Source organism: Sphingomonas sp. UV9 (genome assembly GCF_004101245.1).
Classification (GTDB): Bacteria; Pseudomonadota; Alphaproteobacteria; order Sphingomonadales; family Sphingomonadaceae; genus Sphingomonas.
Genome location: NZ_SCIN01000002.1, coordinates 744,352 through 759,661, shown reverse-complemented (window position 1 = coordinate 759,661; position 15,310 = coordinate 744,352). Strand labels below are relative to the sequence as shown.

Below are 15,310 nucleotides of genomic sequence, written 5' to 3'. Positions count from 1 at the left end.
GTCAGCTTTCAGGATTGTGGCGCTTGGCCGCTTTAGTCCGCCATTCCATGAGTTCTGCGAGCGGCATCGTGCCCATGACGTCGGGGGACCAGTGAAACACGAGGGCGATATCCGCCATCGCATCGCTTACGTCGTTGGGGAGCCCGCATCCTTCGCGGACTTCGGCAGCAAAAAATCCATAACCTCGCCACCGAGCTGCATGAAGTCGGCCGGGTCGAGCTGGCCGATGTCGTGCTTGGTGAGCTGCGGCGTGGTGATGCGCGGCAGCACCGTTTCGAGCGCGGTGTAGTCGATCTGCGACAGCGCCATGATGGTGGTGCCACGGAGTTCGCCCGAGGCGGGCTTGCGGACCTGAACGGATTCGATAGTCGCATTGCCGACCTTCAGAGGAAAATCGAACGTGATGGTGCGCAGGCTGATCGAGCTGGTGAGCGTGGTCTTGTCGGTCATGACATGGGTCTTTCGTGGATCGGGGCCGCGGTTCGGCCGGGGAGGTCTCAGCGGCCGGGGCGTCGGCGGGGCGTCGGCGGGGCGCCCCAGCGCGTTAGAAGTCGAGGGCGTTGCGGATCGCAGCGCGGCGATCGACGCCGCCGACGATCAGCACGCCGTTCACCGGATCGGCTTCGATCAGCGTCACGCCGTTCCAGGTGAGCTTGTAGTAGGAGAGCGCGGTCTTCACCTTGAACTCGCCGCCCTCGCCGGGCTTCGCCTCGCCCATGTCGATCTCTTCGTGACGGCCGCGGATCACGACCTCGATCCGGTCGACGTCGCCGCTATCATCCTTCTGCCAGGCACCGGTGAAGCGGAGCTGCACGCCCGCGATATCGGTGTCGGCATATTTGCGAAGAACGTCTTCCATCGGCCCGCCGAGCGCCCATTCCATCTCCATGGCGTTGCCGCCCATGTCGATCTTCACGGCCGAGTCCATGCCGCCCCCGCGCCAGTCCTCGAGCTTGCGGGTGAGCTTGGGCAACGTGCAGCTCGCCACCTCACCGAGGTAGCGGGCGCCCTTCGTCGTCGACGTCGCGGGCGGGTTGAGGAAGTTGGTGTCGCCGAAACTGACGGTGGCGATGTTGGCGGCGGGAAAGGCGATATCGACCGCCAGCATATTCGACGCGCCCGCAGCTTTCTGCATGATACGATCGGCCTGGCCGTAGACCGCGAACAGCGTGCCGTCCGACAGGTAGAGCGCGAACGCGCGAAAGGCGTAGGTGACGGCCTCGTCGTCGCGCACGATGAGGTGCACGATGTTGCCACCGACCTGTGCGCCCGAGACGGTCGCGACCCGGCGGAACTCACCGGGCAGCGCGGTCAGGGTCGGCGCGACGACGATGGCGCTGTCGGTCAGGCCGATTGCCGAGACGCGGAGATCCGCGCCATTGCCGAGCTGCGCGGCGGTGAACCGCGCCAGCCCGGCGTTCGTGAAGGTCAGCGTCAGGGGCATCAGGCGTCCTCGAAGAATGTGCCGAAATCGTCTTCCAGCGGCTCGCCGTCTTCGGTTTGAAGGTAGACGTCCCATGGGGCGGCCGGTGCGGTGGTGAGCGTCAGGTCCTGACGGAGTGACTGGACGGCGCGGGCCCTGCCCATGACGCCGATCGCGCCGGCTACCGCGAGCAGCTGCACCAGGCGGAAATGCTCGCGCAGTGGCTTGGCGCGGGAAACCTCACGGATGATGGCTTCGGAAAAGGCGGCGGTGGCGCGCGTACCGCCGGGCGCAACGCCCCCGACGCTGAGGGGCAGGATGACTTCGAACGTATGCGGTGTGGCGCGGCGCAGCCTCGAACCATTCGACGACGTGCGCGAGCTGGTCGAAGCGGCGCAGCACGATCTCCACCGAGGCGCGCGTACCCTTAATCCGGTGCAGCGCGATCGATTCGGCGACCGCCTGGCGCTTGACCGCTTCGGTCCAGTCCGCGTCCCAGCTATCGAACGAAAGCCCCCAGCCGAACCACGGCAACCATTCGGCCGGGATCAGGTACGGATCGAGCAGCGTGTCGATCGGCGCGGTGATCGCGCCGATCCGCGCGGTGGCTTCCTCAAGCGCGCGTTCGAGCAGGGTCGCATTGGGGGGCAGCAGACTCATGACGCATAGCCGCAGTGCGTGACGGCTATGGCGACGCAGTTCGCCGCCTGCGTTCCGTCACACACGACGTCTGCCGCGAGGTCGAGATCGACACGGTGAACGCCTGCCTGGCTCAGCGCCGCGATGAGGCCCGACCGCGTGACGGTGCGACCGAGCTTGCGGTTTTCGGCGAGAAAGGCGTGCAACGCCACGAGTGAGGTGGCGACGATCAGCGCGGGATCCGGGCCGTTGAACGTGACGAGCGGGGCGTTGACCACTAACGGCACGATTTTGGCCGAGGCGACGGTCACATTATCACCGAGCGGGCGAATGCCCGGTGCCGTCACGATGGCGGCGACCTTCGCGATCAGCGCAGCAGGCGCTGTGCCGTCACCACCGCCGTAGAGCACGGACACGAGGACCTCACCAGGTGCCGGGCTTGTTGCGCTGGCATCGAGGACGTCGGCAGACGCATCCTTCGCGTGCTTGACGTAGGCCAGCTCGGGGCCAGCGACGGAGAATCCTTCGGGCGCAAGAACGATGCGCTGGCGCAAACGACCGTCGTCTTCGTAGATCCCGACTGCGCCCGTCGCCGGGTTGGCTGGCGTGACGATCTGGCGGGTGACGCCGATTAGCGCGGCGAGATGATCGAGGCGTGGACCGGTCGCATAGGCGACGAAGAGCTGCAAAGCGCCGTTCTGAAACGCCTGCCGCACGATCAACTCGCGATAGGCGGCGACGTGCAGCACCTTCACCGCGGGATCGCTGTCGACCGTCGCGTCGAACGCCGGCAGTTCCTTGCGTAGCGTCGCAACCATCTGCGCGATGATCTGGTCGAACGTCAGTTGCTCGACGACGATCGGCGCGGGCAGGCGCGACAGATCGACGGTGGTGGAGGTGGTGGTGGCCATGGTCAGGCCATGTCGGCGCGCTTCGGTGCGGAAGGCTATCGCGGGGTCTTGCAGAGAGGCTCTCTACAAGACGCAGTTATGTCCGGAATGGGGAGGAAAGAGGCCCGTCCGCTTTGGAGTGAAGGATGGCGATAACGCGTCTTCGTTCATCTTTATGGTCAGGGTCTGAACACTTTTAGAAGTTATTCTCAGCTAGCCGCTTTCGCGCCCACATTGGTGACGGACATCCGCTACTGGCAAAACATTGGCTTCGGACACGGCCTATCGAGGTTCGATCCCAGCGGGCACCTAGCCTCGTTGTGGACAGTAGTTCAGCTGCGGCGCGTGCGTTTGCCGTTGGCGACGTCGTGGCCAACCTGAACCAATTTAGCCGAGAGCCGGCGCAGGCCGCGACGGCTGCCACCATAGTCCAAAACGACATGAGCGACCGTTCTCTATTCAAGCGCTCGGAGGCGGGCCGTGCGCATGCTGATCAGCCGTTCGGATCACGTGAAAGCAGAGGCGGTACCGTACGAATGCTTTCTAGAAAATCGGATCGTCGCAATGCCCTACGCGGCACGGGCTGAAGCTGAGGGACTGATTGTAGGTGTTCTAGGGACGAAGTGTATGATCATGACATCAGGGAAGCCGATGGTTGGCACATCTGGTCGATCAAGGCAGGGGACGTGACGTTGCCCTGGTGGCAAACACCGAACCTCGCAAGGATCACATGTCGATGCCAAGCGATCATTCCCCTGTGTGGCTACAGGTGCTCAATTAGTACCCACTGGGCAGAAGCTGCCTATAAAAGCAGCAAATAACGCGTAATGAAAGACAGCTACCGTGTCATTTCTGTAACAGGACATCCGCCAAACGTCTTAACGCTAATAATCCGGGTTTACATAAACATAACCGTTTGTTCATCTGCGCGTCATGTCGCTCTGGGATCGCAAGCAATGTGGTCGAGAGGGGACGGTCAAAACCTGGACTCAGGCGGCGAAGCCGGCGGGCCCGGGTCAAACGGGGGATGTACCAGTGACTAAGTTATCGAACTGTCTACGTGGCGGTGCCGCGTTGCACGCGTTGGCGCTCATGGGCGCCGGTCTTGTTGGGGCGGCGATCGTGTCGGCCCCCGCGGCGGCGCAGGATTTCACGAACGGCGCCATGGTCGGCGTGGTGGTAACGCCGGAAGGCACGCGCGTTTCGGGCGGCACGGTGACGGTGGTGTCGAACGCGCAGGGTTTCACGCGTACCGCCGAGATTTCCGCCGACGGCGGTTTCCGCGTCCCGGCACTGCCGGTGGGTACCTATTCCGTAACCGTCGCATCCCCGGGCTTCCAGTCGGTGATCGACCGTAACGTCTCAGTGGTCGCCGGTTCGAGCGCGACCTACACCTTCACCGTGGCTGCGGTTGCGGCGGGTGCACCCGCGGGTGGCGACGAGATCGTCGTTACCGGTCGCGCGGTTCGCGGCAACGATTTCAGCACCAACACTGGTGGTCTCGCGATCAGCAACGTCAGCGACCTGCTGAACAGTACGCCAATCGCCCGCAACCAGACCGCACTGACGCTGCTCGCGCCAGGTGCCACCGCCGGCGATTCAACCTTCGGCAACCTCGCCTCGTTGAGCGGCGCGACCGTCGCCGAGAATCAGTATTACGTGAACGGCCTGAACGTCACCAATTTCCGGAATTTCGTCGGTAGCCAGAACCCACCGATTGAATTCTACCAGAGCTTCGACACGAAGACGTTCGGCCTTTCCGCCGAATATGGCCGTGCACTGGGCGGATTTACGACCACCGTCACCAAGTCCGGTTCGAACACGCTCAAGGCTGGCGCTATCATTGCCTTTGCACCAGACGCGCTGCGTGATGATTCGCCCAACACCTATGCCGCTTACAACCAGACCGACTATAACGATAACGTTGAGGCCAACTTCTATCTGAGCGGACCGATCATCAAGGATCGCCTGTTCTTCTACGGTCTATATAACCCCAACTACAGCAAGACGCAGGACAGCAGCATCACTGCCGGGCAGCGCCTGACGACAACCAACAGCTCGCCGTTCTTCGGCGGCAAAATCGACGCGATCATTACCGATGGTCACCGTCTCGAAGGCACGTATTTCCGCAACGCGCAAACGATCAAGACGCGCTACGATGCGTTCAACGGGACAACTGGCGTGATCGGCGCTCCGGTTGGCGATATCGTCGAAACACGGGGTGGTGATAACTTCGTCGGCAGCTACACCGGGCAGTTCAGCAAGTGGCTTACCCTATCGGCGGCCTATGGTGAGAACCATGATGAACAGTCCTTTACGCCATTGCCTGTGCAGGCGCTGATCCAAAGCTCGCTCACGGGTACGACGACCACGGGCCGAGGTTTCTCCAGCGGTCTCAGCACCGACGAGGACGTTCGCAAATTTTTCCGCGCGGATGGCGACATCTATGTCAACCTGTTGGGTTCGCACCATTTCCGTTTCGGATATGAGCAGGAAAACCTAACTTCTACGACGGATACGCGCTACGCCGGAACCTATCGCTATCTTCTCGCTCCGACCTACGTCTATCGCTATAACTACGTGAACCAAGGCACGTGGAAGTCGAAGAACGAATCTTACTACATTCAGGACAATTGGTCGCTGATCAACGATCGCCTGACGCTGCAACTCGGGTTGCGCAACGATCGGTTCAGCAACGATACGCTTGAGGGCACGACGTTCAACAAGTCGGGCAATCAGTGGGGCCCGCGGCTGGGTGCCGCCTTCGACGTGTTCGGTGACAAGCGGACCACGATCCGTGGTTCGTGGAGCCGGTACTTCCTGCCGGTGGCGACCAACACCAACATTCGCCTTGGCGGTGCCGAGCTCTATTATCGTCAGCGCTTCGCATATCCGACGGGCGTCAATCCGGCAGTGTTCGACGTGAACGGTCTTCCCGCTGGTTTGACCTACGATGCGCTTGGCAACATCGTCGGGTTGGGCGTTACCACGGGCGGCGTCGCCGGGCCTTGCCCAGCCGCTGCAGGAGCCGATGCCGGCGTGAATTGCAGCGCGGTGTATTCGGACGGCGTGCTCGGTGCGACCGATACGCTCGTGTCGTCCTCGCTCAAACCAAGCTACACCGATGAGTGGACGATCGGTGCGCAGCAACGGCTTGGCGACTGGACGTTCGGCTTGACGTACATCAATCGTCGCCTGGGGCGGACGCTGGACGACGTCGCGATCGATGCGGCAGTGCTGTCGTATTGCGACCGCGAAGGCATCAACGGTTGCGGCGACGTCTTCACCGGATTCCATCAATATGTGCTTGCCAATCCCGGTCAGGACATTCAGGTGCGGCTCGATGGCGACTGCACTGCGGATGCGCGTCAATGTGAAGTCGCGAACCTGTCGGCTGCCGATCTTGGCTATCCGAACGCGGTCCGCAAATATGACAGCGTCCAGTTCGAGTTTGAAAAGGCGCCGTCCAACGGCTGGTATCTGCGTGGCTCGTACACCTACACCAAACTGCGTGGAAACTACGAAGGCGCGGTGAAATCCGACAATGGACAGGACGACGCGGGCCTGACGCAGGATTTCGACCAGCCTGGCCTGCTTGATGGTGCTTATGGAACACTTGCCAACGCGCGTGCACATTCGTTCAAGCTGTTCGGGAGCTATCGACTGACTAAGTCGATCAGCATTGGCGCCAACATGCTGTTCGAATCGCCACGTAAATTCTCGTGCATCGGCCAGTATTTCGACTCTAACAACTTCGCTGCGGCGTATGACAATGCGAGCTATTACTGCACGCAGCCGCAATTCTCGGGTCGTCCGAGCTTCGTCGATCCTACGGATCCATCGCGTACGTCATACCTCGTCGATCGCAGCACTGCGTTCAAAAGCCAGTGGCGCAAGCAGATCGACATGAACGTGCAGTATGATATCGCTGCGCTCCCGGGCAGCTTCATGAGCGTGGACGTGTTCAACGTATTCAACTTCAAGTCGAAGCTGGATTACAATGAATTCGGTAACAATGCCGGCGGTTCGCTCAACACGCAATATGCGCAAGTATTGGGTTATCAGCCACCACGCTCGGTTCGCCTGACGCTCGGCCTTCGCTTCGGCGAGGCGGCACGCGGCGAGTAACGCTACGGCCTGATCTACCATGGGGGGCGGCACCGCACGGTGTCGCCCCTCTTTTTGTTTGTGTCAGGGGGCTGCCTCCTTTGACATCGCCACCCACGAATGGTGGAGATCATCCATGACCCCCGCCCCCCTCGCCGACCTCCAAGCTATGATCGCGACACGCGACCGCCGCGGTATCAACGCGCTGCTGGCGGATTGGCTCGATCGCGACCTCGTGGTGGGCGATCGCTGGGCCGCTTTCGCGGAAATACTCGCGCAGCACGGCGAGTGGACGCTCGCACTCCGTGCGGTCCGCCGTCATCGCGCGGCGGCTCCCGACGATCGCATGCACCGATTCGCCGAAGCGGTGATGCTCGCGCGCGCCGGTCGTAACGCCGATGCCCGCGCCTGTGCCGCGCCGCTGCTCGAAGCGTCGCCGCGTGAAATCCGGCTGGCGCATTTCATGGGAGCGCTTTCGTCCGAGGCTGGATTGTTTGACGACGCACGCCGCTATTTCGGCATGGTGCTCGACGCCGATCCACGGTCTGGCCAGACGTGGCTCGAGCTGTCCGCGATTCACCGTTTTACGCAAGGCGATCCGTTGCTGGCCCGGTTGCGCCTGACCGCGGCCACTGCGGTGCCGGACGGGGCGCGTGCGGCACTGTCTTACGCTCTGGGCAAGGCGCTCGATGACATCGGCGATATCGACACTGCCTTCGCTGCCTTTGCGCAGGGGGCCGCGCTGGTGCGGGCGGAGCGCCGGTACGACGCAGCGGCCGATCGCGCCCAGGCGGATGCGGTCGTCGCGGCGTGGGACGGCGTCGCGCTACCGCATTTCGATCACGCGCCCGGGCCGACGCGCCTGTTCGTGACCGGTCTGCCCCGGTCCGGCACGACGTTGGTCGAACATAGTCTCGCGAGCCATCCCGCGGTGGCGGGGGGCGGGGAACTGAACGTGTTGTCGACGATCGCGCAGGATGCCGGGGGGCTCGGTCCCGATGCGCTGGCGGCGTTCACCCGCACGGGCCGCGGCCACGCCGAATTGGTCGGGCTCTACGACCACCTCGTCGGTGAGCGCTTTGCTCCCGGCGCCCGCGTCGTCGACAAGACGCTTGATGCAAGCCGAATGCTGGGACTGGTCGCGACACTGATGCCGGATGCACCGATCATCTGGCTGCGACGCGATCCGCTGGACGCGGCATGGTCGTGTTTTCATACCTATTTCGCACGCGGCGTGCCGTGGAGCTGGTCGCAGGAGACGATCGCCGCGCATTTCGCGCTGGAAGACCGACTGTTCACCTTCTGGCAGGCGCGCCTCGGGAGTCGGTTGCTCTGCGTCGACTATGAAGCGCTGGTCACCGATCCCGACGTCTGGATTTCCAATATTGTCGCCCATGCGGGCCTGCCACAAGACCGCCGTACGCTTTCGCCCCACAAGACTGAACGTGTTGTGCTCACCTCCAGCGTCGCCCAGGTACGCCAACCGATCAGTCGCAGTGCGATAGGATCAGGACACCGCTATAGCCGCCATCTCGAACCATTTCTCAATAATTACTATGGTTAAGTGACGGATAGACTCTACATAGCCGCAACGAAAACAAGCGATATATCGAGATCCTCATGCCGTGGTTACTTTGCGTCATAGGAATGGCTGTTGCTTGCACGATACGTTCGAAACTGGCCAGACATGGATCATTCACCCAAGCGAAAGTCTACTTCGAGCCGCAAGCGTAAGCAAAGCCGCCCGACTGCAATCCCTCCATTTCAGGACATGCCGGATTCTAGTGCGAACCGAAACGCAGTCAGCCTAGAAGCACTGCTGAGTTTGCGGTATTACAAGGCTTCTGGCCGATTAACCGAGTTCGGCGCGCCAACCTCTGGCAATCACATCGCGCATCCGGCACCCGACCGTCGCGCGTTGCGCCGATTAGCTGGTAGCGGCCGATAATTGGTTGGCGAGCGTACGATATCCACGCCAGTTAAGGTGCACGCCATCCACTGTGTATTCAGGCTTCAGATACCCCATGGGCGCCAGATCGCGATTCGGGTTTAGGAAGGTGCAGGTGGGGGCTGTACAGAGTTTTCGCTCAAATTCGATGATCGGGGCGAGCTTTGCATTGGTCGAGGGAATGCCGGTTTTCAGCGTCGCGACCAGGATCACGCGCTTGCCGCGGAGCGCCTGCAGGATGCCCCGGAGGTTCGCCTCGGTCGCCGCGCGCGGGATTTCCATCTTGAGATCGTTGACGCCCAGCATGACGATCGCGGTCCGCCCGACGACCTCGTTCCGGCTAAGGCGCAGCAGCAGGCCCTGCGTCGTATCCCCCGGAATACCGTGGTTGTCGACATCGACCCCCTTCAGCAGCACGTCCCATTTCCCGAACGCGACGATCGAGTCCCCGAGGAACGTGACGTCCTTTCGATACGGCTGCTCGATGAACAGCGTCGACAGGGTCCGATAGACGAAGTCCTTGTTCGGATCGAACGCCGACACCCTGTTGATGATCTTCACCGCATAGAAATACGGCTTCAGCTTGTACTGAAACGAGATCGCAGCAACCCAGAAACCCGCGGATGCCGCCACCACCAGCGCAAGGAGATAAAGCCAGGTCGAACGACCTCGCCCCCGCGAACCAGCTTTAATCATGACTAAATTCTCTTTTTTAGAAAGGCGTCGCAGTCGGGCGCGATCAAACGTGGCGTTCGGACCAGCAACTGGTGCATTCCGTTTCGGCGATCGCCACTTCGCCGCCACAGGAATGGCAACGGCCACCGGACGAAAACTGCGATCGAGCGAGTTGTACGTGGGGCGGTACCCGCATCGCATCGCGAAGCGCAGCCCATGCGCGCGCGACCGCCGTAAAAATCCTTTGCCTCATGTCCGTCATCCCCCCGGATAGCGCGTTTCACCGAGTAATCGGTCGGCGCCCGTCAATCTTCGGAGGGCGGTTGGCAGTCTGCAACACGATCACCCCCGATCACTCCCATCGCGCTGCGGTGCGAAACGCGATGCTGGCCTCCCCAGACCAAGTTGGATCTGAGGCCAAATCTCGAGTCAAAGGTCAAACGCTATTGGATCGATAGCGATCGGGTTGGACGTAATTAACAGCCTATTAAGAGATGACACGCGGCGGCGTTCAGAAAATCTTGAATTCGACCAGTCGGGTGCGCGTTGCGGGGATCTGGGGGAAGCTGACCCGGATTTTGCTGGCCGAGACCGGCGTCCATCCGACCGTCGTGATGCCGTTGGCGACGGGTGTGGTGGCCGGCGCACCGAGCGGCTTCCAACGGCCGCCGTCCCAGACCTCGATCTGGAGCGAGCGCGGCGCGGCGAAGTCCTTGCCGTCGGCGAAGAACGCCAGTTCCGCGCGCGACACGGTGACCGGTTTGCCGAAGTCGACCGCGTACCACTGCGGCGCCGATGATCTGGGGGACGATGCGGCGGGCGCTTTGGGGGACGACCATCCGTTGGGCAGTTCGGGGAAGAACCAGACGCGGCCGTCGATCGCGTCATGGACGTTTTCCACGTCGGTGGCGCTCGACGCGCTGCCCTTGGGGAAGGCGCCGCGGACGAGTTGCACGGCGCGGTCGATCGGTCGCTGGAGTTCGGGCACGGCTGCCCGCACAACCGGCACGACGAGACGCGACAGCGTGGGGCTGTGCGCGACCCGCCGGCCGTCGATCTCGATCGTCAGGCCCGGCTTGCCGCCATAATGCCGGCCGTCGACATCCCACGTCACCGCGACGCTGTGGCCGTGATAGGGCACGTCCTGCATCCGGAACCACGCCAGCCCTTGCGGATCGGACGCGCCGGGCAACAGCGGATTGACCTCGAGCATGTCGTCCGCGCGGGGGCGGATCCCGACCAGGCCGGTCAGGATCAGATCGGCGAACCCCGAATGGAAATAATGATGGCTGCGCGCCAGTCCGACGATCGGACGGCCGGTGTCGGGGTGGTAATCCTCCTCCAGATCGAGCCGGTCGCCCTGATAATGCAGCGCCGCATATTGCCGCAGCAGCCGCATGTAATCGCCGCGCGTCACCACCGACTGGTGATAGTGATCGAGCAGATTGGCCATGCCGGTCAGCACCTGGGTGGTCTGGAACGGCCAGATCGGGCCGTTCCACTGGCATTCGGGTGCGGTACCCTCGTAGCGATATTGCCGCATGTAGTGTTCGTAGCTCGGCTCGACGGTCCGCATACCGGCGGCGCCGCCCAGCCCGTCCCTGGCGAGCAGGTGCGTCCAGGCTCCGGCGAACCTGGCATCGTCGGCGGCGAGGTCGAACGTCCAGGGGAGATAGCCGACGAGTTCGCGCCCGCGGATCGGCGCCCAGTATTTCACGAACGCATTGTCGACCTTGTAGCGATCGATGAAGTGGCCGAGCGGTTCGCTCCACAAGCCGGCCTGGACGCGGCTCTTTAGCGCGGCGGCGCGCGCGTCGTAGTCGGCGGCGCCGGCCTTGTCCCCGGTCATGGTCGACAGCCGGGCGATCGCGCGGGCGTTGGCATACATGTAGGCGTTGATCGACGGGCGGAACGAGTCTCCGCCGCGGAAGCCGTCCTTGCCGCCCGACGCGTCGATCGACGAGATCGTGTATTCGGTAGCGTCGAGCAAAGGCTCGACCCAGTACAGCCCCTTGCTCGTGTCGAAATGGTCGTTCCACGCGGTGTATAGCCGCCGCATCGCCGCGAGATGCCGGGTCGCGCCAGCCCTGTCGCCATCGACGAGGAAACGGCCATAGACCGAATCCGCCATGTAATCGGTGAAGTGGCGATCGTTGCCGCGCCGGTACATGAAATCGATATAATCGTCGGCAAAGCGCCGGTCGCGCAACCAGCGCCCCTCCCCGAGATGGAAGCCGGTGGCGTCGTTCAGGCTGGCATAGGGTTCGAGCTGCCAGCCGACGTCGTCGAGGAACTCGGTCGAGATATACCCGTCGGCGCCGAGATCGCGCTGGTGCGCGCGGAACAGCGACCAGCGGTAATAATAGACGGCATCGAGCCTGGGGTCGGCGGATTCGAAGAACGGGATGCGCTCTTCGTACCAGGGCGCGTCGTTGCCGAATCGCTCGCGGGCGATGCGGTGCGTATCAAGCGACGGTGCGGTCGCCGCCGGCGCGGCGACGACCGGAATGGCCGCACCGAACAGCAAGGCCAAGCGGAGGATCGACTTCATACCGCGTCGGATCATTCCGTCTCTCCTTGGTGTCGGGATCATTGGGCCGGGATCATTTGAACGTATAGCGCGCACCGATGGCGAACGTGCGGTCGATCAGCAGCGTACTGGAGTTGAACTGCTCGGGGTTACCGACATCGCCGAACTTGTAATAATTCTGCTGCTTCGCCTTGGTCAGGTTCACCGCGTCGAAAGTCAGGCCGATATCCTTGTTGATGTTCAAGGTCAGCTGGAAGTCCAGGCTCTTTTCCGGCGCGCGCCAGAGACCGATCGGATTGGCAAACGACCGGCCATCGTTGCTCTGCAGGAAGCCCTTGCGCCAGACGTACGACAGACGCGCGCCGATCGGCCCGGTATCATAGGCCAGCGTGGCATTGTACGACAGTTTCGATACGCCGAAGAACGCCGACTTCGTCGATCCCGTAATCTCGCCGGCCGCATTGGTGAGAGGAATGGTCTGTTCGGAATCCAGGATCGTCGCGCTGCCGGTGACACCGAGGCCGTTCAGGGGACCGGGCAGGTAGGTCGGGAAATAGGTCAGGCCCAGTTCGACGCCCTTCAGCACGCCGTCCGAGGCGTTCACCGGACGGGTGATGTTGAACGATTCGGTATAGGTCTCGTTGCGCGGCAGATAGTTGTTCGGGATCGATTCCCGCACCGTCAGCGGCACGACCAACCCGTCGATTTGACGCCGGAAGGCCGTCACGTAGATCGCGCTGTTGCGTTCGAAATACCATTCGACCGCCAGATCGATATTCTTCGAATGGGTCGGGGTGAGGTTCGCGGTTCCCGACGTGCCCGAACCGAAGCCGATGCGCGACAGGTCGCCCGTGAGCACCGGATTGGGGTTCAGATCACCGAAAGCGGGACGCCGTAGCGTTTCGCCATAGTTGAAGCGGATGCGCAGGTTATTCGTGACTGCATAGCGCGCGGTGAACGAGGGCAGCCACTTCTCCGAACCGTTGGACACGCTCGTCCGGGCAAAGTTGGCACCGCGATCGAAATAATCATAATCGGTGTCGATCGCCACATAGCGTACGCCTGCCTGAAGCTGCAGGGGACGCCCGAAGATGCTGACCTCGCCATCGGCAAGCGCATAGGCGGCCAGATTCGTTTCCGAGATGCCGAACACCTGGCCGAAGCTCAGCTGATCGGAGAGCAACAGGCCGGGCGCCACGGCGCGATACAGCGTGCGGACGGCATCCCGGTCCATGGTGCGCGGATCGGCCTGCACCCAGCTCGTGGGAATGTCTGCCCGACCGCCGAAGAAGCCGCTGTTGGTGAAGGGGGTGCCTTCACCGAAGGCCGCCAGCGTGGTGCCCAGCCCCCCCGCGCCCTGGTCGCGGACAAACGTGTCGGCCTTGCGGTCGTCGAAGCGGAAGCCCGACTTGATGCGGCGCAGGAATCCGTCGTCCCACGAATATTCGCCATCCAGCATCATCGTCAGCGCGCTGCCGGTATTCTTGGTACCGCTGTCGAACAGGTTGCCGACCGTCCAGGCCGTCGCGTCGGTCAGTACGGCCTGATTGCCGAAGCTGTACGACGGCAGCCCGCCGCCCGCGTTGAAGTCCACGTCGATGTCGAGCGACTTGCGATCCGTGCGGATGGCGAAGAACGACGTCTCGTTCTTGCTGTCCTGATAGGTAAGGTCGGCCGAGATCTTGCCGCGGTCGGCCACATCCCATTTGGCGTTCAACGCGTAGACATAGCTGTCGGTCTTGTTGGTGGCCGTGTCGCCGCTGTTGAACCCCGCGACCGCTCCCGCCTGACGCGACTTGATGATGTTCGTCCCGTCGAACAGCTCGAAGCTCGACCCCGGATCGGCCGGCAGGTTGCCCCACCAGTCGACGAAGCTGAAATTCAGGCTGTTGAACGTCTTGCCCTTGAAGCCGGTGTAGAAGACTTCCGCCGTGTAGACCGAACGGTCGTTGGGCGCCCATTGCAGCGCGGCATTGAACGCGCGACGGTCGCGCTTGCCGTAGAGATCGGACGCTATGACCGCGTCCCTCGACAGGTAATAGGGCGTATCGACGCCGTTGATGTTGAGCGTGGAACCCGGCGCGGTAGGCAGGCCTGCATCCAGGCCCGGCGTCCAGTTCTGGTTCCTGTCGCCCGGGAAGATCCGTTCCAGCGGGGCGAGACCCGAACCCGCCACCGGGTTTTCCGTCGCGAACGGCACCATCGCGCCGGCCTGCAAATTCTGGTTGCGGAATTCGGCGCGCGTGTAGCTGCCGTTCACGAGCAGGCCGATATCGCCGATGCCGGTGTTCCAGCGGTTGCTGATCAGCAGCGCGGCGTTCGGGTTCACCTTGTCGGCGAGTTCCGAATAGAGCCCGCGTGCAAGGCCCGATATCGTGAAGCCGTCGAAATCGAGCGGGCGCCGGGTCTGTACGTCGATCTGCCCGGCCAGGCCCGTTTCCAGCTGGTCGGCCGAGCGGGTCTTGTAGACATCCACCTGCTTGACGAGGTTCGCCGAGATATCCTGCAGGGCGAAGGACGTGCCGGCCGCGGTGAAGATGTTGCGCCCGTTCAGCGTCGTCAGTGGATCGGTCAGACCTCGAATGGTGATCGTCGCCGCTTCGCCGCCGGCGCGGTCGGTGACCTGAATGCCGGTAACGCGCTGGAGCGCCTCGACGACGTTGTTGTCGGGCAGCTTGCCGACGTCTTCCGAGACGATCGAGTCGACGATCTGGATCGAATTCTTGCGGACGTTCAGCGCGCCGACGATCGAGGCGCGGACGCCGGTAACGACGATGTCCTCGTCGGTCTGATCGGTTGCGGTCTGATCGGTGGTCGGCGGGCTGGCCGCGGGCGGCGTCTGAACCGTGTCGCCATCGACGCGCGCGGGCGTTCCGGTCGCCGGCAGGTCGGCCTGATCCTGCGGCGTGGTTGGCACGGCCTGCGCGTTTGCGGGCGCTCCCAGCATCAGGGCTGCGATCGATGCGGAACACAGAATCAACGATTTCATCGCCATTTGGCCTCTCCCTGGCATGTCCATCCGACCTTATCGGCAGCCGGTATTACTCGGACATTCGCTATGATCGGATGGTCGTCGACGCAAGCGTTAATTTGCCCGA

Annotated in this window: 11 protein-coding genes; 2 read left to right on the top strand and 9 right to left on the bottom strand. The window is 62.7% G+C overall.

Going from position 1 to position 15,310, the window contains the following annotated elements:
* Position 1: 1 nt before the first annotated feature.
* The 6 genes from EQZ23_RS09860 to EQZ23_RS09840 all read right to left on the bottom strand — a co-directional run bounded on the left by EQZ23_RS09860 (position 2) and on the right by EQZ23_RS09840 (position 2,973).
* On the bottom strand, positions 2–118 hold the full coding sequence (locus EQZ23_RS09860) for a GpE family phage tail protein (protein WP_128454250.1): 117 nt from the start codon (positions 116–118) through the stop codon (positions 2–4).
* An 8-nt stretch (positions 119–126) separates the two neighbouring features.
* Positions 127–450: a phage tail assembly protein gene (locus EQZ23_RS09855; RefSeq protein WP_128454249.1), complete on the bottom strand. Its 324-nt coding sequence runs from the start codon at positions 448–450 to the stop codon at positions 127–129.
* Between the two features lie 94 nt (positions 451–544).
* Entirely contained in the window at positions 545–1,444 is a 900-nt protein-coding gene (locus EQZ23_RS20570; protein ID WP_346427819.1) for a phage major tail tube protein, read from the bottom strand.
* The gene (locus EQZ23_RS20235) at positions 1,444–1,623 is read right to left on the bottom strand and encodes a hypothetical protein (protein ID WP_240663461.1); all 180 of its coding nucleotides are present in this window, start codon (positions 1,621–1,623) and stop codon (positions 1,444–1,446) included. Before EQZ23_RS20235 ends, EQZ23_RS20570 begins: the two co-directional genes overlap by 1 nt.
* 40 nt (positions 1,624–1,663) lie before the next feature.
* Complete coding sequence (locus EQZ23_RS09845; RefSeq protein WP_240663459.1) at positions 1,664–2,083, bottom strand: phage tail protein I; 420 nt, start codon at positions 2,081–2,083, stop codon at positions 1,664–1,666.
* On the bottom strand, positions 2,080–2,973 hold the full coding sequence (locus EQZ23_RS09840) for a baseplate J/gp47 family protein (protein ID WP_128454248.1): 894 nt from the start codon (positions 2,971–2,973) through the stop codon (positions 2,080–2,082). Before EQZ23_RS09840 ends, EQZ23_RS09845 begins: the two co-directional genes overlap by 4 nt.
* Positions 2,974–3,987: 1,014 nt before the next feature.
* Here EQZ23_RS09840 and EQZ23_RS09835 point away from each other — a divergent pair.
* Together EQZ23_RS09835 and EQZ23_RS09830 are read left to right on the top strand one after the other, a co-directional pair.
* Entirely contained in the window at positions 3,988–7,080 is a 3,093-nt protein-coding gene (locus EQZ23_RS09835) for a TonB-dependent receptor (protein ID WP_240663457.1), read from the top strand.
* 115 nt (positions 7,081–7,195) lie between these two features.
* A complete protein-coding gene (locus EQZ23_RS09830) occupies positions 7,196–8,623 on the top strand; it encodes a sulfotransferase (protein ID WP_164913417.1) in 1,428 nt (475 codons plus the stop codon).
* 363 nt (positions 8,624–8,986) lie between these two features.
* On the opposite strand, the gene EQZ23_RS09825 is transcribed toward EQZ23_RS09830, so the two are convergent.
* From EQZ23_RS09825 to EQZ23_RS09815, 3 genes are all read right to left on the bottom strand, one after another.
* The gene (locus tag EQZ23_RS09825) at positions 8,987–9,829 is read right to left on the bottom strand and encodes a GDSL-type esterase/lipase family protein (RefSeq protein WP_164913416.1); all 843 of its coding nucleotides are present in this window, start codon (positions 9,827–9,829) and stop codon (positions 8,987–8,989) included.
* Positions 9,830–10,193: 364 nt separating this feature from the next.
* The gene (locus EQZ23_RS09820) at positions 10,194–12,248 is read right to left on the bottom strand and encodes a discoidin domain-containing protein (protein ID WP_240663456.1); all 2,055 of its coding nucleotides are present in this window, start codon (positions 12,246–12,248) and stop codon (positions 10,194–10,196) included.
* 37 nt (positions 12,249–12,285) lie between these two features.
* Positions 12,286–15,207, bottom strand: a complete 2,922-nt coding sequence (locus tag EQZ23_RS09815; RefSeq protein ID WP_240663455.1) for a TonB-dependent receptor — start codon at positions 15,205–15,207, stop codon at positions 12,286–12,288.
* Positions 15,208–15,310: the final 103 nt, after the last annotated feature.